The sequence below is a fragment of the Undibacterium parvum genome (assembly GCF_003955735.1).
In the GTDB taxonomy this organism is placed as follows: domain Bacteria; phylum Pseudomonadota; class Gammaproteobacteria; order Burkholderiales; family Burkholderiaceae_D; genus Undibacterium; species Undibacterium parvum.
Window position 1 is genome coordinate 1,290,956 of sequence record NZ_CP034464.1, and the last position, 23,854, is coordinate 1,314,809.

Sequence of the window (23,854 nt, forward strand, 5' to 3'; positions counted from 1 at the left end):
CATTTACATTCATCACGCCAACATTCCAAGCATGAACACGCCTGAAAAAAACAAAGGCTGGAGCCACTTGCATTTGGCTAAAAATTCCAGTGAATTGCGGCAATTATTAACCACGCAGAATGCGCATCATCAAAAACTTGGCCAATTTCTACTGGACGAGCAATTAGTCACCGGCGAAAACCTGCGCATTGCCTTGGGGCTCCAGAAGATCTCGCCAAAAAGACGGCTGGGAGAAATACTGCTAGAACTAGGAGCGATCAGTAAAGAGGCCCTGGATCAATCAATACTTGAGACTTTAGATTTACCTAGAGTTGCATTGGAAGAATTTGATTTTGATACCAAGCTGATCGGCTTATTGCCAGTACAAGTCGCCCTGAAGTTGCATGTGGTGCCGCTCATGCTCAGCGAGGATATCTTGATACTGGCGAGCGCTAGCCTGCCTAGCCCCGAAGCTTTAGAATTATTGCGTTTTACAGTAGAGCATGCAATACAGTTTGTGCTCACTAGCGCCACAGAAATAGATCAGGCGATACGGCAAAATTACCAGGAATCTCAAACGGTACAAGAGTTAGATATTCCTACACCTGAATTAGTCGACGAACAAAAAATCTGGCGTGATGCCGAACAATTGGCAAAAGAAGCGCCCTTGGTTCAACTGGTCAACTCGATTATTCTAGATGCAATCAATCAGCGTGCCTCGGATATCCATATCCGTCCAAGTAGTAAGACTTTTGAATTACTGTATCGCGTCGATGGCAGCCTTTTATCGATACGTCAGTTCAAGAGCAGCTTACTGCCGGCTTTCGTCAGCCGCATCAAAATACTCTCCAACCTGAATATTGCCGAGCATCGCCTGGCGCAGGATGGCAGAATACGGATCAACGATAAAGGCCAGTCTGTCGATTTACGAATTTCTATCATTCCTGTTCAGTACGGCGAAAGCATAGTCATACGCATTTTGAATAAGAGCCAGGGCTTGCGCAACATCGATGACATAGGATTTAAGACTAGTGACAAAGAGCGCTTTTTAGATTTAATTCATCGCAGTTACGGGATTATTTTGGTCACTGGCCCTACCGGCTCAGGAAAATCCACGACCCTGTATGCGGCCTTGCAAGAAGTGGGTAAAGATAAACTCAATGTCATCACGGTAGAAGACCCTATCGAATACGAATTGGCAAACACCCGGCAAATCCAGATTAACCCAGCTATTAATTTTGGTTTCCCACAAGCTTTAAGGCACATCCTCAGACATGATCCCGACGTCATCATGATAGGGGAAATGCGCGATGTAGAGACCTGCAAAATCGCAGTGGAGAGTGCCCTTACTGGGCATCTGGTGTTTAGCACTCTGCACACCAACGATGCCGCAAGTGCCCTAGTGCGGCTGATGGAGATAGGGATCGCGCCCTACCTGATACGCTCCGCCGTGATCGGTGTACTGGCACAGAGGCTAGTGCGGCGTAATTGTCCAGATTGTTTACAGGAAGAACAGATAGCTCCTCTGATGCGTAAAAATTTAGGCATAGACGAGACCGAGAAATTTTATCGTGGCAGCGGCTGCAAGAGTTGCCGACACACTGGATTTAAAGGACGCTTGGCAATCTATGAATTACTCATCATGGATGATGAGTTACGCGCGGAAATCAAGAGCGGTGTCGCTAGCGAAGACTATCGTAAGCTGGCACTCAAGAATGGCATGATCAGCCTGCCGGTCAACGGGGTTGAACAGGCACGCAGTAAGCAGGTCTCGATTGCCGAAGTCTATCGCGCCTGTATGTAATCAACGCTTATGATTTGTGAGCCGCCTGGTTTTGTAGCATCAGACGGTATTCACTAGGGGTAACCCCGACCGTGGATTTAAATACGCGCGAAAACGCGCTGTGATCTTGATAACCGCAAGCTGCAGCAATATCAGTAATACTCTTATCTGGATCCGCCAACATGCCGGCAGCGGCATCGAGCCGTATCTTAATAATCATTTGACGTGGCGTCAGTGAAAATATTTTTTGAAAATAACGTTCAATTTGCGCCACCGATAAATTGGTAATGTGCGCCAGATCTGCCATATGGATAGCCTCCGCATAATTGGTGTGCAGATGACGTAGGGCCGCAGCTATTTTATGATACACAGGGTGGCGCTGATCTGGCATCGCCAAATCACGCGAAATGCCGGTCAGACCTATGATTTTTCTGTGCGCATCGAACACCGGCATTTTATGTGTCAGGCACCAACCAGGGTCACGATCTGGATACAGATGTAACTCAAGCTGATCGCGTAATTCTCCCGCGCCAGTAAGTACGAAATTATCTTGCTCACTGTAGTTGACGGCTAAGCTTTCGGGGAACATTTCACTGGCAGTACGCCCGAGCAAGGCAGCTTTATTCTTTTGGCCGCAGCGTTCGACCAAGGTTTGATTCACGACGACATAGCGCCCAGCATTATCTTTGACGAAAAAGACCACATCTTGCATAACATCAAACAGGGCTTCGGTAAAAAACACATCCGAGATTTGGCTGGCGAGTTGTTCGCGGGTTGAAGCAAAGGCTTGTAGATCGTCGGAGATGGTGTGCATGTGCTAATAAAAAGAGCGCTAAGATAGAATAACTATCCGATAAGTGGTTAATCAAAGGACAAGAATCATTGTACCTCGCTCTAGCAGTTTTCTCCAAGTAACTAAAAATATTAAGAACAAGCATATCCATATATTGCAAATATATTTAATTAGTATTAATATTCAACTCTACTCTTTCTGCTTGCCGGATCCTAAAAACTTACTTTAGCAAGGTAAGGCAGGCCGACACAAAGACGCTTTGGTAGTTTTGCGTAAGTCAGACTGATCAAAAACATTTCAAGAATATTTCAAACACATTTTCAGGAGATCCAAATTGAATAATCCAAAATGGCGCGGCATTTTTCCAGCAGTAACGACTAAATTCAAAGAGAATGAGGATCTCGACCATGCCGCAATGGAGAAGCATTTCGAGTTTCAGATTAGTAGTGGCGTACATGGCCTGCTTACTTGCGGTTCGCTCGGTGAAGCCAGCACACTGTCGTTTGAAGAAAAACTTGAAGTTACTCAAACGGCTTTGAATGTAGCTGATAAACGTCTGCCGGTTTTAGTCAATGTCTCAGAAACCCGCACAGCGAATGCATTGCGCTTTGTTGAGCAAGCAGCAAAAATGGGCGTACAAGGTTTCATGGTCATGCCGTCTGTCTTATATGCAGCCGATGCCCGCGAAGCCAAAGACAATCTGCGCACCATCGCAAAAGCAGCACAACTGCCTATCATGGTGTACAACAATCCGGTCGCTTACAAAGTTGATTTGACGCCAGCCGACTTCATTGATCTGGCCGATTGTGAACAAATCGTCGCCATCAAAGAATCGACCGACAACATCCGCCGGATTACTGATTTACGCAATGCAGTTGGCACTCGTTATCAACTATTCATGGGCGTTGACGATTTATCGTTTGAAGGTCTGGCGGTCGGTGCCGATGGTTTGCTGGCGGGACTAGTAGTCGCCTTCCCGCAAGAAACCGTCGCCCTGTATAATTTGATGCAGGCAAAACGCTACGATGAAGCGCTCAAACTGTATCAATGGTTTATGCCTTTGATGCATTTGGATGTTTCGAATAAATTGGTCCAAAACTTGAAGCTGGTGGAAACTTTAGTCGGTGTCGGTAATGAATTCGTGCGTCGTCCGCGTCAGCCACTGGTTGGTGCAGAACGTGAATTCGTTACTATGATAGTGAGCAAGGCGCTGGCCACACGTCCCGATGTTTCAGCCTATCTTTAATTTACCTACTTAAGGAATCACAGTGCCACTTCACCACCATTTAATCGCCGGCGTGCGCGTCAGCTCGAACACCACGCGCAGCAATATCAATCCATCCAATACCGATGATCTGATAGGCGAATTTAGTGAGGCCGATGCCAGCCAAGTAAATCTTGCCGTGCAGGCAGCCGCGCAAGCTCTACCGCAATGGAGTAGATCAACGCCGCAACAACGCTTTGATGTGCTCGACTTCATAGGTAGCGAAATACTGGCCCGCAAGCAAGAACTGGGGACTTTACTGGCACGCGAAGAAGGTAAAGTACTGGCCGAGGCTATTGGTGAAGTGACGCGAGCCGCTTATGTGTTTAAATTTTTTGCCGGTGAAGCCCTGCGCATAGGCGGCCAGGCGATCGCCTCGGTACGGCCAGGCATGGAAGTGATTACCTCGCGCGAAGCGGTAGGCGTTGTCGGCTTGATTACACCGTGGAATTTCCCGATCGCGATCCCGGCCTGGAAAACCGCGCCGGCACTGGCTTGCGGCAATACGGTCATACTCAAGCCTTCCGAGTTGACACCCGCCTGCGCCTCGGCCTTAGCGGACATCATTAGTCGATCCGGCTTACCAGCCGGTGCATTTAATCTGGTGCTAGGTGCTGGCGTCGCAGGCAAAGCCTTAGTAGAACATCCTCAGGTCGATGCCATTAGCTTTACCGGATCAATAGGCACAGGCAAATCCATTGCCCAGCATTGCGCCCTGCATTTGAAAAAATTCCAATTAGAAATGGGTGGCAAGAACCCGCTAGTGGTGCTCGATGACGCTGACCTACCGCTGGCCGTTGAGTGCGCTGTCAATGGTGCATTTTTCTCCACGGGTCAGCGCTGTACCGCATCGAGTCGCACCATTGTCACCGAAAAAATCTATGCTGAATTTAGCGCCGCTTTAATCGCCAGAACCGCGCAATTGCGAGTCGGCGACGCCTTGGATGCCGCCAACCAGATAGGACCAGTGGTCGATCTGCGCCAACTAGAAAAAAATCTGAGCTATATCGAGATTGGCCGCGCCGAAGGCGGGAAGTTGCTGATAGGCGGTCAGCGTCAAGCTGGTAAGGGTTATTTTTTTACACCAGCCGTGATCGAAAATCACGATGCACAGGCGCGCATCAACCAGGAAGAAATTTTTGGACCTGTCACTAGCCTGATCAAGGTCAAGGATTTTGAACAAGCACTACAAGTTGCCAATGCTACGCCGTTCGGCTTATCCGGTGGTATCTGCACCACCTCACTCAAGTATGCAACGCAATTCCGCCGTGAAATGCAGGCCGGCATGGTGATGGTCAATGCACCGACCGCAGGGGTGGATTACCACGTGCCTTTTGGCGGCAGCAAAGCTTCAAGCTTCGGTCCGCGTGAACAGGGCGGCATGGCGATGGAATTCTATACCCGTGTCAAGACACATTATCTAGCCTGAGCTGTCGCAGGCAGCGCCGCAATACCCGTCCAGTAGAAAGTTATGATGCTACTGCAAATAGCTAGCAGCAATACCAGTTAGGAATGCGTCTCTTTTTTTCGAAAAATTTGGCACTTTCCTGCGCTAGAGCTAGGTTTCGACCTGGCTCTTTTTTCTTTTATCTCATTATTGCAATCGAAACAGCATTAATCTGTATAAAATGAACAATAACGAGGTAAAATTCTGCGCAGCATCAAAATAAAATTTAGTCTATGAGGACTTACGCAAAACTGTACCAGCTAGGCGTGCCGCCGAAGACAGTACTTCAGTACGGCGAGGCGGATACAAGGACGCTGGGGCGGTTTTGCGTGAGTCCTATAAATACAGAAAATAAAAGCTCATGCTCGCTCAACCGATAAAATCCGCCTCCCCCAAACTGCGCGCTGCCGACATTGCCTACGACGCCATAGAAAGCATGATCGTCACGCTGCAGCTCAAGCCTGGCACGCCTATTGTCGAGTCAGAATTAGTTGAGATCACCGGCTTGGGTCGTACTCCCTTGCGCGAAGCCTTGATGCGTATGTCATCGAATGGTCTAATTATTCAACTGCCCCGACGCGGCTTGATTATCAGCGACATCGAGGCCGCTGAACACATGACTTTGATCGAAACGCGGCGCGTGATTGAACGCCTGATAGCCAGCAGCGCGGCCCGCCGTGCCACCCCACAACACCGCAAAGATATAGTCACCTGCGCCGATAAGATGATGGTCGCAGCAAAACTCGGTGATTTGGCCCAGTATATGGCGGCCGACCAGGCCCTGGACCACGTGATCCATGAAGCCTGCCGCAATCCATCCGCAGTGGCGGCAGTGATTCCCTTGATCATTAAATGCCGTCGCTTCTGGTATGCGTTTCAGCATGAAGGAGATATCGAAGAAGGCGCCCGTTGTCACATGCTCTTGGCCAAAGGTATCGCCAAGGGTAACGAAGAACAGGCGGTCAAAGCGGCCGACAGTCTAATGGATTATCTGGATTCTTTTGCACGCAAAGTCATCAACGGCTAAAGCGCAAAATCGCTAGTTTGGCACTAAAGGGCGAGAAAATTGATCGCCCTTTTTCCACATCGGCATACGTGCTGCATTGGCTACCAGATAGCCTAAATTAAGTGTAAATTGCGCCTGCTGGCGCATGCCAGATAAATCCCAGGACGGCTGGTATTGATCGCGCACGGTGTGATAATCCAGCTTAAAGCCCTGCATTTGCGCGGTCGATGCGCTGGCATTAGCGACATACTCAAAATGCCCATCGCCTGAAAATACCGCAGAGCCTACATTAAAAGCAGGCACTCCTGCTCTGGCAAAACTAAAATGATCAGCACGAAAATACGCGCCACCCAGATCAGGTACCGCAGGTGCCAGTTTAATCCCCATATTTTTAGCCACCTGTGCGGCGCTTTGATACAGGCTAGTGCGCTCACTGCCAGCCACGCCCATATCGCGCGTCAAACCAACAAAATTCATACTATCGAGATTCAGATCAGCTGCAGTTTTTTCCAAGGGCCAAAGTGGATTTTTGACATAGGCGGCGCTGCCCAGTAAATACTGTTCCTCAGCACAAGGCCATAAAAAAATCTGCGTTCGTTTGGCCGGATGTGCTACGGCGGCCTGCGCCATCGCCAGCAAAGCGGCCGCGCCAGAGGCATTGTCGACGGCACCGTTCCAAATCTGTGGCGACTTGCCCGGTTCTTCTACCATGCCCAAATGATCCCAGTGGGCAGAATAAATCACGGCTTGTTTTTTTAATTCAGTGTCGCTACCGGCGACCATGCCGATCACGTTAAATTGCTCAACCTGGCGGATCGCGCTGTGCAGGTTGGCGTGGATTTTAATGTTTAAATCGACCGGACCAAAGTCACGGCTCTCGGCGCTGGCTCTGAGTGCATCCAGATCATGCCCTGCGGCTTTCAACACGGCACGGGCACTGTCTTCTTGCCACCAGCCTTCCAATGCATTGCCCGAACCCGCCAGAGCGAAGCGTTCATGGCTAAAACTAGTTTGCGGCACATTCCAGCCATAGGTGGCTGAGGCCGTCGTATGGATCAAGAGCACGCCGGCAGCGCCCTGCCTTAGCGCTTCTTCAAACTTATAAGTCCAGCGACCATAATAGGTCAGTGCCTGAGCACCAAAGCGTTGCGGTTCTTGCGCAGTTGCTGGTGGATCATTCACCATCATCAGCAACAGCTTGCCTTTGAGGTCGACGCCTTTATAGTCATCCCAGCGCTCTTCCGGCGCCCGGATACCGTAGCCGACAAACACCAGTGGCGCATCGAAGACGAGATTGCTGTTGCCGCTCGCGGTGCCAAACACGATCTCGGTACCAGGAGCGGGAGAAACCCGAGTCCCGCCCAATTCAAACTGCAGGCTACTATCACTGAGGGTTTTACTGCCGACGATATTCACTGCTTGCCGAAACGAGCCATTGTTCATCGGTGTTAGACCGATAAGTGCCGCTTGTGTTTCCAGATAACGAACTGCCAGAGCGCCACCGCGTTGACCTGTGCCGCGACCTTCCAGCAAATCATCGGCAAGAAAAGCCAGATGTGTGCGCAAAGGACGCTCATCAACTTGCGGTGCTTGTGCCAGGGCCTTAACCGCAAATACCTGAGTGAAAGCCACGCTGAGCAGCAAGACAGAAAAAACACGCATGGAGAAACCTCTCAAATCATATTCTACCGATAATGCCAGGCCAAGAGCCAGCCGAGAGCTTACTGAATCTGCAGCGCGATTACTCTTGCTCAGGCTCGTCTTCGTCTTGGTCTTCAGGAAGAATGCCGGTATCGACGCTCTTACCTAAACCGAGCAAGACTGGTGGCACATAGCTGGCCAATAAAAGTTCACGGCTTTGCGGGGTTTCCAGGCTGACGCGACCCAGTGCACCGCTGCGATAATCGAGCAATAAAGTATGCGCCGCTTTTTCGTAATCCCAATCACCGCCTTTGAGACGATAACCGCGCTTCTTGGCAACGCCTTCGATCACGCTGACCGCATCGATACCCTCGGTATTGATGCTATAACGGGTGGTCAGATATTGCGGATAACGCTGCAAAATAATCTCAGCCAAAAAGGTCGCGACTTCCTCTTCGATCAGCGCGTTAACGCCGACCGCATGACTAGCTGCCAGCATCAAACCATCGGTAGGATGGGCAATTTTTGGCCACAACATACCCGGGGTATCGGTCAAAATCATGTTTTTGCCCAAGTACAGGCGTTGCTGCACTTTGGTCACCGCAGGCTCATCACCGACATTGGCAACCCGCTTTTTCAGCAAGGCATTCATCAGGGTAGACTTGCCGACGTTAGGTATGCCCATGATCATCATGCGCAAAGGCTTAGTCGGCACGCCGCGATGCGGTGCCTGCTCCAGCGCAAAACCTGGCACTTTGAGTACATCAGAAGGCTTCTTGCAGCTCAAGGCGACTGCGCGCACCCCTTTTTGGCTATTGTAAAAATCGAGCCAAGCCTTGGTCGCGTGCGGATCTGCCAGATCGCTCTTATTGAGAATCTTCAGACAAGGGCGTTGACGGAAAACGCGCAGCTGCTCCACCATAGGGTTGCAACTCGCCTGCGGGATGCGGGCATCCAGCACTTCTATCACCAGATCGGTGTTTTCCATGGTTTCCGCCGCTTTTTTGCGGGCGGCATTCATGTGACCAGGGAACCATTGTATTGACATGCTTATTCTTCTTTTTGCTAAATTCAAACCGCTATTTTACGGACTTGTGCAGAAACTGGCCGATTTGTTTTAGTCGCTGTCTTTTAGACTACCAGTGCATGCGGCATTTATAGGGAGTATGGCGAAAAATAGGGTGGTTTGCCAGCATATCTATTGCGCAGTAAAACTATACCCACCCCAGTATATGCATTCTGTAAAATTCCAGTTTACTGCAATGCCGCGATTCTTTGCTCTACGAAAGCCACTAAATCCGGACTCAGACCGGTGAGCGACTTGGCTCGCAGATAAGCCTCCAAAGCCTCGGGTCTGCGCCCGTCGGCTTGCAAGGAAATCCCCAGGCCCATCCACCAGACCGGGTTTTGTGGACTTCTCTTTAAGGCTTTTTGGTACAGGTCAATAGACTCTTTATGGCGCGCCTCGCGCTGCAACAAGGCAGCCAAAAACGCCAGATAGTCGGCACGCTCGCCGGCATAAGGCAGACTAGCTTGCAAGGTAGCCAGCGCCGCCGGCAGATTCGATTTCTCTACCTGCAAGCGCGCCAAGATCATCGCCAAACCAGTTTGATTTTGATCCTGAGCTAAGCCTTGCTGCAAATAGCGCATCGCCTCGTCATAGCGCTTACTTTCCAGTAACAGCGAGATCAAAGATTGCCGCGCCGCCGCATGCTGCCCATCGATTTTCAAGGCTTGCTCCAGCATAGCGACCGCCTCGGCAGTGCGACCCTGTTGCTGCAGCACCGTGGCCTGACGATATTCGCCCTCGGCCTGCTGCAGTGTGGTGGCCTCCTTGTGCAACTTGATCTGGGGCTGAGACGGCGCTTGCTCAGCCGGCTTGGTCAAAATTGGCGTAATCATCGCTTTGGCAGTCAGGCTGGGCTTTTCTGATTTTGCAGAGACCGTCTGCGTGTTCAGCTTCTCAGTAAACGCCATCGACTCGGATTCGTGCGCCTGACTCACTAGACGGGTATCCAACTGCGAGGACAGTTTAAGCAAGACCGGCAGATCTGAAATCGCCGGCAGTTCGTCAACCGCTGCCTCCATCTCTTGCGCTGGCAATTTAGGCGCAGAGCGAAGCGGGGCCGAATTAAGCGGGGCCACGCTGACGACCGCAGTCGCAGTTGGCTGCAATGGCGCAGGCGCGCTTTTGGCAAGTGGCCGCAACTGATGCCATGCCATCCATGCCAAGCCCAAGCTCAGCACTAACAGCAAAGCCAGTATCCATTGCCAGTTACTTCTGCTCGAGGTAAACGGCAATGCGGCAGGCGCTGCATAGACGGCATCGCTGCTAGTCGGATTCGCACCGCGCTTATCCAAATCCTGCAGCATCTGATTAATCAAACTCATGTTCTGGTTTTTCTCATAGAAAATGCAGGTAAGCCATCGTCGCCAACACCAGCAGGGAAGCAGTACTGGCAAGTGCAGTCAGCCTGAGATAGCTATTTATACGCGTCAGCGCGAAAGTGTCTTTAGCAGCCAGCAGAATATGCCGCGCGGTGACCGCTTGCCGCCCTTCGCCAAAACTGAGCATCATGGCTTTATGCGCCAGAATATTCAACATCCGTGGCACTCCGCCACTACAACGACTTAACACGAACAAGGCCGCAGTGCTGAATAATGCAGGGCCCTGATAGCCCGCCACACGCAGACGGTGATTGATATAGATTTTAATTTCCTGCGATGACAAAGTTTGCAACTGATAATGAAAACTTATCCTTTGCGTCAATTGTCGTATCTCTTTCTGCGCAAGTTTTCTATCTAGCTCAGGCTGAGCAAATAAGACAATCTGCAACAGCTTTCTTTTTTCGGTTTCCAGGTTACTTAGCAAGCGCAAAGCTTCCAGAGTTTCCAAGGGCAAGGCTTGCGCTTCATCGATGCACAATAGTGTGCGCTTACCCGTGCGGGCAATATGCAAAAGTTTAAGATTAATTGCCTTAATCAATTGATGCTGATCTAACTGCCTGTCTTCTTGTATGCCCAACTCATCGGCCAGCGCCAGCATCAGGCTGCGCGCTTCCAGTAGAGGATTAGGGATATAGGCAGTCACAAAATCAGTGTCCAGTAAGGACATGAATTTTCTGCACAAGAGAGTTTTTCCGGTGCCGACTTCACCGGTAATTTTAATAAAGCCCTCGCCATTTCTGGCTGCTACCAAAAGCGTATTGAGCGCCTCTTGATAACTACGAAAAGAAAAAAAATAGCCGGTATCCGGGGTAATGCTAAACGGCAGTTCGCGTATTCGAAAATGTGCCTTGTACATCGTCACTGCTTCTCAAATCGACTCCGTGGAGCCATGTTTTGTATCCGGTTTTGGCTCTCCAGCACATCCTGCTCCCAGGCGCCGTCACCTTGCACGATAATCGGTTTAATCAAGATCACCAATTCTCTTTTTTGCGCAATCTGATTGGTATTACGGAACAATCCGCCCACCAAAGGCATTTCTCCCGCGCCCGGAATTTGCGATCTATCGTTGATATTCGATTGCCGCATCAAGCCACCAATCGCGACAATTTGCCCATCTTTGCCACGCACTACGCTATCGGTTTCAGAGACAGCACTCGATGCCAGTGGCAAGCTGATCACGCCGGCACTGCCCGCGTCTACCGATTTATTGACGGTAGTCACCTTGCTCACCGTGGGATGGACATGCAAAATAATATTACCCGCCTCATCGATTTGCGGCGTGACGTCTAAGGCTACGCCAGAAAAGAAGGGCTGCACATCGACACTCACCGTCGGTGCGGTATTCCCTGAGCTACTCACAGTACCAGGCGTGGTGGTCAACTTGGTGACAAAAAACTCATCAGTTCCTACCTTTAAAACCGCTTTTTGATTATTTAAAGTGGCAATGCGCGGACTCGACAAGACATGCACATTACCCTGAGACTCTAGGAAAGAAATGAGCGCTGTGAAATTTGCGGTTTGAAAAGCCAGACCAAACAGCGAGCCCCCCGCTTTGGCGACGGCACCCAAAGCCACACCGGGAGTTGCCGTTATTCCGGTATCGCTGGCAGTAATCGAAGTGGTACTCAAATTTGTTCCGGGAGAGACAAATCCGACTGAGCCACGCGCGCTCGAAGAGGAAGTCATAGGCGCGAACGAGGCCCAATTAATCCCAGACTGGAATTGATCATTGAGTTCTACTTCGAGTATTTTCGCCTCAAGTATTACCTGACGGTCGACCGACAATTGCGTTGCCTTCAAATATGCGATGACATTGCGCATCTCATCCGACATGGCGCGCACCACTACCACGCCAGACTGCGGGCTTATCACGACTTGGTGGCCTTCTTTACCGGCACCTGCCAGTAATTCCAGTGACATTTTGAGCTCTGACCAAAAATCATTATTGGTCGTCGTGCTGATCTTACTCGAGTTCAAAGATGGCGAAGTATTCGACGATTGCGAATTACTTTGCCCGGCTTGCCCGGTACTACCGCTAGAGGGCGATACCGAGTCAGACACGGACCCAGAACTGACGCGGATATCAGAAGTCCCTTTGCGTATCGACGCCAGATAATTAATCTGAAACACGCGGGTTTGCAAACTCAGAGGCTTGATATAAATCCGGCTCCCCTCAACTTTATATTCATAGCCATACAGTTCACGGATAGCATCGAGCGCTTCAAATAAAGTGACGTCTTTTAGGTTGGCAGAAATACTGCCCGTCACATCAGGATGCACCAGCATGTTGTAACGCGTACCGGAAACGATGCCCATAAAAAATTGGGCTGCTGGTGCATTACTGAAACTCAGATTAAATCTTTCATCTAAGGGCTTGCGCACCGGCGGCAGATCCACCGTCAGCGGCGGCAGCAAAGAGGCAGAAACCACATCCGCCTCGGCGGGTTTAACTTTAGCCTGCGCCGCGGCCTTACTCATTTCTAGCTTGATCTGATCATAGGTTTCCTGGCGTGAAGCAGGCAGCGCACAGCCCAACATTATCGGAAATATAGCCAGTGATAGGAAGGTCTTATTCATGCGTTTTGCCTTTATTGGCGGACGTTATCGTTCTCACGCCGGGAGTAGTCGGGCTCATGCGTTTATCAACACCAGGAAAAAGTTTCAAAGTCTGGGTCTCTTTAGGATTTTGAGGATTGCGCAATACTACTTCGGTTTCTGACATGCGTATCAAAGTCAATTCGCCATACTTACCATTTAATTCCACCGCCTGCCCGCTGATGATCGCCACGCGGCGTTGCGGGGCAATCAAAATTGACTGTAAAACCGGACCAGCAAGCGTTTGCTCAGCGGCACTCTCGGGCATTACTAACTGCGGTGGGCGAGTTGGATCTGCCAAGCTTTGGGCGATAGCCACATCAGTTAGGATACTCATGGCGAGCGCCATGACAGTGGCGCTAAGCTTGCTGGTATTGTTAAACAAATTCATAGATTGAGCCATTTCTTTTCCAGACTCAAGGTAAATATTTTCAGTTGCAGACGTGCCTGCGGATACTCTATGACGCTCAACTGCCCCTTGCTCCAATAAACACTTTCGGGCAAAGCTTCCAGCTCACGTAAATAACTCAAGAGCTCTAGGTAGCCACCTTGTACCACCAACTCCATCTCGTGTTTATACACGATACCGGTATCATTCAAGTCTTGAACTTGCGCATCCTTAGGCCGCGCAGTCTGGGGCGTCAGGTTGGACTTATCGATCTGAGCTGCTGTTGTAGCCACTTCATCGAGGGCATCGACCACATTCACCGCAGGCATGCTGTTTAAGGAAAGCAACTGCAAACTGCGATTGCGCTTCAAGAGATTTTCTAGCAGCGCCGCCATTTTTTCTGGCTGCACCAAATTTTTGTGGAGCTCCAGCAGATTACTGCTCATCTGCGCCAACTGGGTTTGTTTATCCTGCAAAATACGTTTAATTTCCAGATCAGGATCTTGGTTTTTCATGACAATTCTTTGCGCAATTTCGGCTTGAATCGCTGCAATTTGCGCGCGCTGCGTTTTCATTTGATCTGCCAGCATTTTTTGCTTACGGAACTGAGGATCGATGATGAAAGTGTTCACAATAAAAATAATTGCGACCGCAAGCACCGCCAACATGATGCCGCGCTCACGCAAACTCAGCGCATCAATTTTTGCAGCGATCTGCGCCCATTGTTGTTTCATTTTAATTTCACTCCTGCCAGATCCGCTTTGTCTTGCGCGAAGGAAGAGCGTAAATCGAATTCCAAATAAGCGGGTAGATGTTTGGCCTTACCCGGGTTTAATTGATCCGCAGCGCTTGCCTTGATCTCAATGGGCAATTCCATCTTCAATGCAGAAAAGCCCTTGCCTTGCATGACGCTCTCACGTTTGAGCTGGCTCACATACAAAGCCACTAGTTCAGGTTTTAAAGTGCGCCCTTGCAAGGCAATTTCACTCCCTCCGCCCAGAATAGTGAAACCAGTCAACCATAGTCCACTAGGAATTTGGCGGGCGAAGGCGGTCATATACGAAGAATAGCCTTGCGTATTCCCAAAATCACGGTGCTGTAAGACATCGGTGATTTGCTGCTTGGCCTTAATCTCAGCCTCGGTCTTAGCCAACGCGGCTTCTAAGGAGGGATTTTTTTCTTGCCCAGAATTTTGAACGCGCAATACGCTGACCTGTGTTTCGACAGCGCGTAGTTGTGCACTGACCGTATCGGCGCTGCGCTGCAAATCACTCGCTTGCAAAGAAACATACAAGGCCACGCCCAGGGAGCCCAGCGTAATTAAGCCAAAAGACTGAAGTAAGGCGAGCGCCGATAAGGCTTTCTTGGTTTTTAAAAATATCGGGTTATACAGATTAATTTGCTGGCTCATAATTCGACCTCTTCACGCCTTAATGCTGCGCCCAGTGTCAAAAAATAACTGTGCTGACGCCCGACATCCTCAAGCTCGGTAATTTTCGAAAAATCAAACACCGTCGCCAAATTAAGCAGCTCTACCGGCATATACATATTCGATGCCAAATAGGTTTGCAAGTCCGCCGCAACCGGCCCCATAGGCGCCAGCATCAATTTTGCAGTCGTGATGAAGCTATGTTGCCGATCAAAATTATCCAGCGAGCGCTGTAACTCTAGCGTAATGCGCTCAAAAGCCTGCATTTTTTTGTCTTCACCCTCAGTCTGAATTTGCAGTAATTTAATATCCAGTTTGCGCGAGAGATACAGCTCCGCGCCAAAGGTGAGTGTCAGCAATCCGCCTTGATCATCGAAAGAAAGTAAGGCGACCCCACGTCCTTCAGGCTCTAATAAGGCAGAGATATTTCTTTGCGCCATCTCGGGAATATCGATGACGGCCAAGCCTAGCTTAGCATCCGCAAACCAGGTTTGGCGCTCCGCGATGAGCGTACTCTTGGCAGCCACGGCAAACTGTGAGTGGGTGCGGGCCGCGGCGTTTTTATCGCCAGGAACATTGAGCACATCGATGGTGGCATCATCGATGTGGTAATCGAGCAAGTCCTTGAGGCGCCAACGCATTGCGCTCTTCAACTCTTCGGCGGGGACATTTAAAGCCTCAAGCGAAAACAATTGATACTCTTCGCTTGCAAGCAATAAGCTACAGTGAAAATTTTTAGCGGGGGACTCTTTTGCCAAGCGCAGCAGTTTTTCCGACCAAGACTTATCGGCCTTGGGATAAAAAGAAACGAACTCGACCAGCGGCCGGCCAGTATCTTGGTGCGCCAGAGTCGCGGCATAGATACCCTCGGTACTGAGCTTAATCGCCATTAAGCCGGTCAGTTTCTTTTTTTTCGAGAAAAATCTCATGCACAGAACCTAATTATATGTCTTGCTTGACGTTAAGTTAATATCACGCTGCTGTCAACCAATGATCGCGCGTATGTTGTCTAAAACGGTTATTCCTTAAAAATCTTCAATACAACTCACGTAAATAGATAAATTCATTGGCTTTTTTATAGATACCAAAAGTCGCCCTGGCAGTCGGATTTTGCAAGGCCGTTCCTGCACCTGTCCAGTGATATTGCAGCCATGGCCAAGTTAAGCCAAGCGCAGCTGAACCGGCTACCCCCAACGAGCTACATTGAGTGCCGCTAGGTGCAGCAAGGTTGAGCGTCACATCCGTCCAACCATTATTCCCGGTTCCCGGGGCACTCAAGCTAATGCTCTGACCAGGACTTAGTCCAGTAAGGCTAAGCGCTGTTTCACATGCAGCTAAATTATTCGGCTTAGCGGCCGTCCCATCAGGAAAACTCAAGGAAAAATTGCTGGCAGCGACGACACTGCAGGTATCCAAAGTATTGACGGCCCAAGCTGTGCCATTCCAGTATTCTAACTTCATAGGAACAGGCAATTTAAGTCGTTCACTGCCATAGGCGCTGGAGAGTTTCAATCGACCGTGACGCATTTTAGTAGTCGCCACAATTTTTGCAGGGCAAGTCCCATTCGATCCGGAAGTATCCGAAATACAGTTTGTGTTGCTCGCATCCATGTCTCGGCTTTCAAGTACCACTTGCCCAGCTTCACTTAAGGCCACCACGCCTATCGCTAGCGCGTCATAGGGGCCATCAGTTGGCGTAGCACGGGAAAAATTGTTGACATTAAAAGCATAACTACCACCCAGCCAGACCGGACTGGTAGTTGGCAGACCCAAGCGACTACTGAGCGCAGTACCACTATTGGCATTCTCTGCCTGGGCAGTCACGCTGCCATTCACATAAACACCCGAGTAATTTTGCGTTCTACTATTGGAAGCATCGCGCGCTTCTATGCTGGCGTTTAGAGCGAAAGGTTGATCCATATAAATAAAACCTCCGGCAACACAAGTAGCTGGACTTGCGGCCAGACCTGAGCTTGCAAGTGTGAAGTGATGCGGGATAAAGCGACCAAAGTAAGGTGTCGCTGCCACATTGCCGAATCTGCAGCCGTATCGCCCACCAACCAAAACATTTGACGCGTCATTGGTGCAATCACCATTCATCGAATCACCGGATGAAGTGGTAAAACTATCGTCATACACAGCTTGTGCCTGGAAGCGAAAATATCCGACTTCGTTATAGGTAAAAGCATTGCCGGTCGCACCATTACCGTTGATCGCTGCAGCTGCATTTGAAAAAATCCCTGCGATGGTGCCAGTTCCAGGCGCTGGCCGCCCATTCGAAGGCGGTCCGCCGACTAAGGGTACGCCTGAAGCAAGCCATTCGATTAGACCTGGATTAATCTTGGGAAGGCCATCATAACCAACAATACTAGTGTCGGCGACAAGATCAAAAGGCAGCCCGGCTTTTAGTGTGGGCGTAGCGCTGGGATTAATACCGAACCCATCGGCCTTCGCGGTGGTAGAACTTATTGCAGTAAAAGATTTTGGCCTGACGCTGAAGTCATCGGAAGAGCAGCCCGATACTGCAGGAACGATACTCGTATCGGTCACGCGGCAACGTAATTTTCGATATGCCTTGGTTAAATTTATATTCGTAGTCAGGGCCTTGCGGCCCAAATCAGTTCCGGCAAAACTAATCTGTTGGGTCGACACGGGGGACGACAGGGCATTACAAGCTAAGGCTGGCGTAGCACTATCATCGAACAACTCTACCGTCACATTCGATCCGGTATAAGTGGTGGCTACTGCGCCTGTCGATTGTAGAGCGAGCACATCAAATTTAAAGTCCGTACCTACTAGTTTTGTGTACAGCGGATTGCGCAAATTCACGGCAGGCGACGGAGATTGGATATTATAAGTAGTCGCAGTCTCCTGACATTCAAAATTGGCGACGCACGGTGTATTGGTGATCGTCAAGATACAGCTGGTGGCAATATTGCCGTTCGAGCATTTAGTCCCATTGAGCGGCGGGGTACCACTAATATTCGTGGCACTTAAAGTATACACACCAGCGCCACTACCCTTCAAAACAACATCCGCGCTTGCTCCTGCACTGCCTATCGAAAAACTAGCCGGTGTCACAGTTACCGCAGGAGCTGCGGGCGTCACAGCCAAGTTGCCGGTTATTGTACCTGTACTGACGATATTGTCAGGCGCACAGGGTACGCCTGCCGTAGTACAAGCAATTACCTTGACTGTTTCTGGGCATAAACTGGCGCTGCCGTCATGTACGATTTCTATATGATCATAAGCTGGCACCACCGTGGTACCGATCACAAAATCATAGCTAAAACTGTAAGTTCCTGGTGCGATAAAATCAAAGGTCGCGCCTATGCCCGTGTCTTTATAAGTGGTTGCCAGGACATTACTAAATGGAGCGAATTGGGGCACTGCGCAATTATCTCCACCTGCCACATAAAATGATTGCCAACCCGTCGCACAATAACTGGAAAATGTCATGCCGCTGCGTTCACGAAAAGACTCTACCACGGTCACACCAGCAGGCAAGGACGAACTGGATGGACACGAGGCCCCGGTGGGTTTGTAAGTTCCTACCACCAATTTACCATTGGCATCTACATACTTGATGCCACAGCCATTGTCAGACCCACCCAAAAATGTATCAAATACGTGGAAATAACGTATGGGATTAAATGCACTGACAGGAACACTGGCTGGGATAGTGAGCGTTACATCTGCAGTCAAAAAATCTAAAGGCCTAGTGTATTTCCATGCTATCGATACTTGTATGCCACCGACCACGCCAAGGCTGCTGGTCGCTACCTGCTGCACGCCTGAACTCACTGGATTAGCTGGACTAGTGGCGCTGATCGTGTATGAGCTAAACATACCGCCGTTAGGAGTATAACCACTGCCCACGTTATGCGATGGCCCATACACCCAGCCATTCGAACGTATAAATACGCCGTTATCCAAACTGGCGCTAGGAGGAATAGTGCCGGAGGGATAGACCTGTCCGGAATTATCTAGACGCCGGACCTGCATATGTGTCGTATCTTCGATATAAAAATGTAGTCCATTCGTTGCGGAGTTACCGCCAGTGCTGTTAAATTCGATCACAGCCGCAGATACCTGCAGCGAGAACACTTGCAGCATTAACAGCAGCAAGATCGAAACGCCAAGTTTAAATTTATGCAAAAGAATTTTCATTGTTTAATTTAATAACCCGACATAATTCAACAGGTTCCGCCCAAGGGACTTGGTGCAATACCGATACGACAAACATTAATACTCGCACTCATACTGCGCGAGATAAAATTCGGGCTAGGAAAGGTCCCAAAAACTGCAGTTGAAGTGAGTTGGTAGACTCTGACCGTATTTCCCGCCTCTATGAAATCTGAGCTTGAGCAGATCACGGTGACTGTAAAGTCCTTCAGCGCTCCGCCCAAGGCGGGCAGCACTTTAGATCCTATACAAGTATATATAGTTGCCGATGTCAGTGTTTGATAAGCGCCCCACTCTATTCCGGCTTTGGCGGCTTGATAGGCTTTACTGCCCTGTAAATCCTGGGTCGATGTGGTTTGTTGCATGGTAGAGATCGACAACATAAACACGCCTAAGGCGGACATAATTACCAGCAAGAAAATTGCAGCGACCAGAGAAAAGCCACGCGCGCGCTGCTTCAATCTAAATTTGATGATGGATGGTTTAGGGCACATTATTGACATGCACCTCTTGATACAAATTGACCGTCTCATTGTTTTTGCTGATTGCCAAGCGTATCGAAATCAAACCACTGCGTTCGGTAACTCCGCTGCTATAGGCGAACTCACAGGCGCTGATATTTTGCGCCAGTATCGGCGTACCGATTGGTGTTGCCGGGCACAGAATCGGATCCGCACTATTCAGACCATAGGCCGAGGCGCGTACTAAGCTACCGGTACCGTTACCAGTCGTCGCATCGATGCCCAAAGTACCAGTGCAAACATACGCCACCGCTTTCTCGGTGCCCGACACAACATGAAAGCGATTACCTGGCGAAGCAAAAAGAAACTGCTTGCTAGCTATATTAATCAAACTGGCAGTGGCGCTGGTGACTAGAGCCACGTTATCCATGTTGTAAGCATCAGCACCTTTTATCCCAAGATTGTAGATAACGATCAAATCTCCGGCTAGTGGTGCGGCGCTCAGGGGCCCCAACACATCAAATTTATCCAGCGCCACGGCCGTATCGAACACATTGCCGCCGCCACTAGCATCGACATCGGCACGATAACGCCCGCCATTTTTGGTCGGCAAAAATTCCATGCATCGATTAGACGGCAGACGTATGCTATTTGGTAAAGCTAGATGCAGATCACGCGACATCCGTCGCACTGCAGTATCGGCAATATCGCTAAGCTCGGTACGGCGCGCCAGATCCCTATAGCCGTCGATAGGCTTGCGTAAAAACACCGCGACGCCTGCTGCCAATACCGCGGTGATCGTCATGACCATGATCGCTTCGATCAAAGTGAAGCCCGCTTGCTTAGGCGTCCAATTATTCATATCAAGGCACCGCTCTGGGGGCGTAACGAAAGCGATACCCAGTCAAGGTATAGGTATTAGCACCGGGGTCCGTCACCGTCACATCAATTTGCAAGACGTCCGTGTTGGTTATAGTGAGAGTGGTTCCAACCTGAGTGATCAGGACCTTCGCGCTAAAGCCCGTCACGCCAACGTCGGTGCCGTTGACATCGTAAATAACCGGCAAATTTAATTTATGGTAGTCCGCCACATTATTCGCAACACGGGCAATGTTGGGCGCATTACTGACGCGTGCGCTGCCAGGTAAATTATCTTCAGAATTGGCAGCATTGGCGCAAGCAGCCGCGCTCACGGCAGTGGTGGCATTGGCATCGTCTGGAGAGCAATAGGTAAATGCTTGCAATTGAATTTCTTCCAGCAGGGATTCGGCGACGGCTAAGGCTTGCTTGCGAAGCATAGGATCGGCACTAGCCTTGGTCGTGACATTCATCACCGACAGTATGCCAACTATGGCGAGGCTGACGATTACGATGAACATGATCAACTCGACCAGAGAGATGCCCTTTTGCTGACGCGGGCGTAGCAAATGCAACTCAGTGCACATAGCCGGTTTCGCTCTCTATCGTGATGTCAGTAGAGACACCATCGCCGGTAAAACGAATCACCTTGCTGGACGACGGCTGCCCCAAGGCATTAAATGAGAATGAGCTAGCTACCGTAAAGATCATTCCTGCAGGCGCTGTCTTTACAAACCAAGCTTGGTCCGCAGGATTAATGACTTGATTGGCCACCGTAGCACCTCCACATGTGGTCTCGATTGTATAGGTCAGACACATGCTATTGCCGGTAACATTGACGAAGACATCGCGGCGTTGGGCAATAGCGAGTTTTTGCGCATAACGCACCATGGAAATGCTTTGATCAAAATAGCCGCGGGCATCAAAGGCATTTTTACTTGCAAAGCGAGGAATAATTGCGATCGAAAGGATGCCGACCAGCACCAGCACCATGACTAGTTCTATCAGGGTAAAACCACGGTAAGCAGAGTAGGCATTCTTATTGACCATGTGCCACCCAATGAAAATTAACTGAGCACATCAGCGATGATCAGTGAACTACAACAGAAAATCGGTATTGGTAAACGAAAACCAGAAGACTACGGCGGAGTCACTTTCAAACCCACCGCAGCCTCTTACAATACGCTAAATTAAGTACCAGTTGCAGTGTAAGTAAACGGCACACCACCAACATTGCCGTCACCATAGACCGCTGCGCATTGAGTTGTCTTGCCAGCCGCTGTCAGTGCGGTATCGGTAACAATATAAAAACTCTTCGCGACCGTAGGACTAGGAAGCGCGCCAACTGCCATAGTAATAACTGGCGAGATCAAATCCTTGGCATCCGAACACTTAGCGACCTTGACGCACACATCCGTTGTCACCACAAAATTTTTCGCAGCACAACCAGAATAATTAATCGCACCGGCAGAACTTAAAGCTCCACCATAGCCCTGTGCCACCGAAGAATTTGCATCACTCCGCAAATCAACAAACTTAGGCAAAGCAGTAGCTGCCAAGATACCCAGGATCACGATGACCATGACCAATTCAATGAGGGTAAAACCAGATTGTTGCTTGTTCATTTTATTTTCCTTAGTAAGTATTTAAATTGATTTCAAGAATACGAAATAGTGCGTGAATAAATTCTCAGCAGTTCAGTGCCGTGATACCTGCATTACTATAAGTTGGTGCAAAGCCAGCCGCTGTGGGGACTGTATAAGTGACCGCGCAATTCGGATGGTTGATATCCGGTGTCACGGTAAATACCGTTGCCGTACTGGCCAGCGTGTAATCATTAAAAGCCGCGCCCGAGGTATCGGCAAAACCGGCCGCATGTCCTATCGAAGCGTTCGTACTTTGTGGATAGGCATTCGCCATGGTGATATTCGAACCCTCCATAACAACGGTGGTACCGGCCGCCAACTGCTGGGTCAATTGTATGGAATGCGCCAGCACCGCGGCGGCCTTAATAGAACCGAGCGCCCCATTCATTTTTGCCATACGCGCCTCGGTTTGTAGATTGGCAAATCGCGGCAAAGCCAGTGCCGACAAAATACCCAAGATTGCAATCACAACGATCAACTCAATTAAAGTAAAGCCAGATAGTTTTTTGTTCATGGCACGCTCCTGCATTTAATGAAATGACTCACGGTAGTAATGCAAATTAAGCTGTAAATTAAGCTGTAAAGAAGACTAGGTATCCGCTGCTCTTTAATCATACTAGCAAATTACAAAGGGAAATGCACAGAAGTAACAAAAAGCAACAAAATTGGCTTTTTACTTTTTCTATTTTATAAGAGATGCCTATTTTTTCAAGGCAACTTTACCTAAATCCCAAATCGGCAAGAAGATCCCCAGCGCGAGTATTAAAACCAGAATACCCAAGCCAACAATTAAAATAGGTTCGATATTCGCCGACAGGTTTTTCAGTTCATACTCGACTTCGTGCTCATACATGCCGGCGATTTCATCCATCAGATCATCAATCGCACCGGTTTCTTCACCGACTGCGATCATCTGCAAGACGACCGGAGTAAATACACCGGCCACAGCGGCGGTGCGCAAGATACTCTCGCCCCGCTCTACCCCATCACGCATCTGTTCGATGCGGCTACAAATGTAGGCGTTGTCCACCGTTTGCGACACCACGGTCAGCGCCTGCACGATAGGCACGCCACTTTTACTGGAGAGCGCAAAGCTGCGGGCAAACCGCGCCAGGGTGCCCTTGAGAATAATTCGACCCACAATGGGGAAGCGCAATTTGCTGCGATCCCATAGATAACGCCCTTTGGGAGTCGCGATGAAGCTCATAAAGCCGAACACCAGCGCCATCATCGCTACCGCAATATGCGGCCAGTACTCGACCACGAAATCGGAGGTCGCAATCAATATTCTGGTCATCAAGGGTAACTCGGCATTAAAGCCGGCGAATACCTTGGCAAACGCAGGGATTACCCAGATATTGATGATGGCCATCGCCACCACCATCGCGATCATGACGAACATAGGATAGCGTAAGGCACTCTTGACCCGTTCGCGCATGTCGCGTTCAAACTCAAGATGGGCGTACAGGCGTAAGAAAATATCTTCTAACTGCCCGGTCATCTCACCGACCTTCACCATGCTGATATAAAACGAAGAAAAAGCCTTGGGGTGGCGTCGCAAAGCGGCCGACAACTCACGTCCAGAGTCGAGCGACTCGCGTAAATCCTGTATCAATTTGGCGAATGCCTTGCTGACCGCTGATTCTTGTAAGCCCGCCAGTCCGCGCATGATAGGCACACCCGATTTCAATAAGGTATACAACTGCCGGCTAAACAATTGAACTTCTATCGGTAGCACCTTCTCTTCGGTCCAGCGCTGCCACCAATTGAGCTCTCCCCCCACAACGGGTTTTCGAGTGCTATTGATTTGCACAGGCGTAATTCCGGAATTAAACAATTGACTAGCGAGCGCATTTGCATCGGTGCTTTCGAGCACCCCTTCGACCATTTCGCCGCGCGCATTTCTGGCTTTATAGGCAAAATAAGGCATG

At 49.7% G+C, this 23,854-nt stretch carries 22 protein-coding genes; 4 read left to right on the forward strand and 18 right to left on the reverse strand.

The window, feature by feature from the left end; genetic code table 11:
• Positions 1-31: 31 nt before the first annotated feature.
• The gene (locus tag EJN92_RS05440) at positions 32-1,783 is read left to right on the forward strand and encodes a GspE/PulE family protein (protein ID WP_170174874.1); all 1,752 of its coding nucleotides are present in this window, start codon (positions 32-34) and stop codon (positions 1,781-1,783) included.
• 7 nt (positions 1,784-1,790) lie between these two features.
• Here EJN92_RS05440 and EJN92_RS05445 read toward each other — a convergent pair whose 3' ends face one another.
• Positions 1,791-2,576 (reverse strand): AraC family transcriptional regulator, encoded by a 786-nt coding sequence (locus EJN92_RS05445; protein WP_126126879.1) that lies wholly within the window; start codon positions 2,574-2,576, stop codon positions 1,791-1,793.
• A gap of 313 nt (positions 2,577-2,889) precedes the next feature.
• On the opposite strand from EJN92_RS05445, the gene EJN92_RS05450 reads away from it, so the two are divergent.
• The 3 genes from EJN92_RS05450 (at position 2,890) to EJN92_RS05460 (ending at position 6,293) form a co-directional block, all read left to right on the forward strand.
• Complete coding sequence (locus tag EJN92_RS05450; RefSeq protein WP_126126880.1) at positions 2,890-3,801, forward strand: dihydrodipicolinate synthase family protein; 912 nt, start codon at positions 2,890-2,892, stop codon at positions 3,799-3,801.
• Between the two features lie 16 nt (positions 3,802-3,817).
• Positions 3,818-5,248, forward strand: coding sequence for an aldehyde dehydrogenase family protein (locus EJN92_RS05455; protein WP_407701551.1), 1,431 nt, complete (start codon positions 3,818-3,820; stop codon positions 5,246-5,248).
• Between the two features lie 379 nt (positions 5,249-5,627).
• Positions 5,628-6,293, forward strand: coding sequence for a GntR family transcriptional regulator (locus EJN92_RS05460; protein WP_227869719.1), 666 nt, complete (start codon positions 5,628-5,630; stop codon positions 6,291-6,293).
• Positions 6,294-6,305: 12 nt separating this feature from the next.
• Here the strand turns inward: EJN92_RS05460 and EJN92_RS05465 are convergent, their stop codons facing one another.
• From EJN92_RS05465 to EJN92_RS05545, 17 genes are all read right to left on the reverse strand, one after another.
• Positions 6,306-7,934 carry a M28 family peptidase gene (locus tag EJN92_RS05465; RefSeq protein ID WP_126126882.1) on the reverse strand — a complete coding sequence of 543 codons (1,629 nt, stop codon included), beginning with the start codon at positions 7,932-7,934 and terminating at the stop codon, positions 6,306-6,308.
• A 79-nt stretch (positions 7,935-8,013) separates the two neighbouring features.
• A complete protein-coding gene (ylqF, locus tag EJN92_RS05470) occupies positions 8,014-8,961 on the reverse strand; it encodes a ribosome biogenesis GTPase YlqF (protein WP_126126883.1) in 948 nt (315 codons plus the stop codon).
• Between the two features lie 206 nt (positions 8,962-9,167).
• The gene (locus EJN92_RS05475) at positions 9,168-10,304 is read right to left on the reverse strand and encodes a tetratricopeptide repeat protein (protein ID WP_126126884.1); all 1,137 of its coding nucleotides are present in this window, start codon (positions 10,302-10,304) and stop codon (positions 9,168-9,170) included.
• Between the two features lie 13 nt (positions 10,305-10,317).
• Entirely contained in the window at positions 10,318-11,217 is a 900-nt protein-coding gene (locus EJN92_RS05480; RefSeq protein WP_126126885.1) for an ExeA family protein, read from the reverse strand.
• A gap of 2 nt (positions 11,218-11,219) precedes the next feature.
• Complete coding sequence (gene mshL, locus EJN92_RS05485) at positions 11,220-12,938, reverse strand: pilus (MSHA type) biogenesis protein MshL (RefSeq protein ID WP_126126886.1); 1,719 nt, start codon at positions 12,936-12,938, stop codon at positions 11,220-11,222.
• The gene (locus tag EJN92_RS05490) at positions 12,931-13,347 is read right to left on the reverse strand and encodes an MSHA biogenesis protein MshK (RefSeq protein ID WP_194074969.1); all 417 of its coding nucleotides are present in this window, start codon (positions 13,345-13,347) and stop codon (positions 12,931-12,933) included. Before EJN92_RS05490 ends, mshL begins: the two co-directional genes overlap by 8 nt.
• The gene (locus EJN92_RS05495; protein ID WP_126126887.1) at positions 13,344-14,078 is read right to left on the reverse strand and encodes an MSHA biogenesis protein MshJ; all 735 of its coding nucleotides are present in this window, start codon (positions 14,076-14,078) and stop codon (positions 13,344-13,346) included. The genes EJN92_RS05490 and EJN92_RS05495 overlap by 4 nt, the downstream gene beginning before the upstream one ends.
• The gene (locus tag EJN92_RS05500) at positions 14,075-14,755 is read right to left on the reverse strand and encodes a PilN domain-containing protein (RefSeq protein ID WP_126126888.1); all 681 of its coding nucleotides are present in this window, start codon (positions 14,753-14,755) and stop codon (positions 14,075-14,077) included. The genes EJN92_RS05495 and EJN92_RS05500 overlap by 4 nt, the downstream gene beginning before the upstream one ends.
• Complete coding sequence (locus EJN92_RS05505; RefSeq protein WP_126126889.1) at positions 14,752-15,702, reverse strand: type IV pilus biogenesis protein PilM; 951 nt, start codon at positions 15,700-15,702, stop codon at positions 14,752-14,754. The genes EJN92_RS05500 and EJN92_RS05505 overlap by 4 nt, the downstream gene beginning before the upstream one ends.
• 106 nt (positions 15,703-15,808) lie before the next feature.
• Positions 15,809-18,943, reverse strand: a complete 3,135-nt coding sequence (locus EJN92_RS05510) for a DUF6701 domain-containing protein (protein ID WP_126126890.1) — start codon at positions 18,941-18,943, stop codon at positions 15,809-15,811.
• Positions 18,944-18,969: 26 nt separating this feature from the next.
• Positions 18,970-19,461: a pilus assembly PilX family protein gene (locus EJN92_RS05515; protein WP_194074970.1), complete on the reverse strand. Its 492-nt coding sequence runs from the start codon at positions 19,459-19,461 to the stop codon at positions 18,970-18,972.
• Positions 19,442-20,281: a PulJ/GspJ family protein gene (locus tag EJN92_RS05520; protein ID WP_126126891.1), complete on the reverse strand. Its 840-nt coding sequence runs from the start codon at positions 20,279-20,281 to the stop codon at positions 19,442-19,444. Before EJN92_RS05520 ends, EJN92_RS05515 begins: the two co-directional genes overlap by 20 nt.
• Position 20,282: 1 nt before the next feature.
• Complete coding sequence (locus tag EJN92_RS05525) at positions 20,283-20,864, reverse strand: type II secretion system protein (RefSeq protein ID WP_126126892.1); 582 nt, start codon at positions 20,862-20,864, stop codon at positions 20,283-20,285.
• On the reverse strand, positions 20,854-21,327 hold the full coding sequence (locus tag EJN92_RS05530; RefSeq protein WP_126126893.1) for a prepilin-type N-terminal cleavage/methylation domain-containing protein: 474 nt from the start codon (positions 21,325-21,327) through the stop codon (positions 20,854-20,856). The genes EJN92_RS05525 and EJN92_RS05530 overlap by 11 nt, the downstream gene beginning before the upstream one ends.
• 140 nt (positions 21,328-21,467) lie before the next feature.
• Complete coding sequence (locus EJN92_RS22065; RefSeq protein WP_126126894.1) at positions 21,468-21,902, reverse strand: type II secretion system protein; 435 nt, start codon at positions 21,900-21,902, stop codon at positions 21,468-21,470.
• Positions 21,903-21,966: 64 nt separating this feature from the next.
• Positions 21,967-22,437: a pilin gene (locus EJN92_RS21985; RefSeq protein ID WP_126126895.1), complete on the reverse strand. Its 471-nt coding sequence runs from the start codon at positions 22,435-22,437 to the stop codon at positions 21,967-21,969.
• A 186-nt stretch (positions 22,438-22,623) separates the two neighbouring features.
• The gene (locus EJN92_RS05545) at positions 22,624-23,853 is read right to left on the reverse strand and encodes a type II secretion system F family protein (RefSeq protein ID WP_126126896.1); all 1,230 of its coding nucleotides are present in this window, start codon (positions 23,851-23,853) and stop codon (positions 22,624-22,626) included.
• Position 23,854: the final 1 nt, after the last annotated feature.